The following is a 667-nucleotide window of genomic DNA, read 5'->3' on the forward strand; positions in this document are numbered from 1 at the left end:
TGCCCGCGAAGGCGTCATCACTGGCGCTAAAAGCTTCGCGGGCAAGCCTCGCTCCTACATAAAAGGTTTCTTCAGGGATTACCGGGAAAAACCCATTAAAAGCGACCTCCATCTGTACTGAAAGCGCTACAGTGGAATGATATCAATACACCCCATCCTGATCACCGCTGTCCAAGGCTTTGATCCACCTAGGCTTTTTTCTTTGCTTCAGGCTGTAGCGATTTCGCTACAGCTGCAGAAATATAACGGCTTACGAAAACTTATAAGTTATTGTTTTTAAACATAAAAATAACATTGGCCGCCTTTTTGCTTAGTAACCTCCTATAAAGCAGGGTTTTTGCCCCTGCATTCCATCGCGTCCACCAGACGAGTCTGGCCCCTTTAGGAGTTTCCATGAGCGAGTTGCGTTTTACTGAAGATCACGAATGGCTGCGCACCGAAGCTGACGGCACCGTTACGGTCGGCATCACCGCTTTCGCACAGAACGCACTGGGCGACGTGGTTTTCGTACAACTGCCTGAGCTGCAGTCCTACGACAAAGGCGCAGAAGCCGCCACCGTGGAGTCGGTAAAAGCTGCCAGCGGCGTGTACATGCCTCTGGACGGAGAAGTGGTCGAGACCAACCCGGCCCTCGATAACAGCCCTGAACTGGTCAACGAAGATCCGC

At 51.6% G+C, this 667-nt stretch carries 1 protein-coding gene; it reads left to right on the plus strand.

Going from position 1 to position 667, the window contains the following annotated elements; genetic code table 11:
• Window positions 1-393: 393 nt before the first annotated feature.
• The coding region (gene gcvH / locus AC1DLB_RS31440; protein ID WP_477786460.1) for a glycine cleavage system protein GcvH at window positions 394-667 on the plus strand (274 nt) is incomplete at its 3' end.

Source organism: Pseudomonas sp. 05N434 (assembly GCF_056396965.1).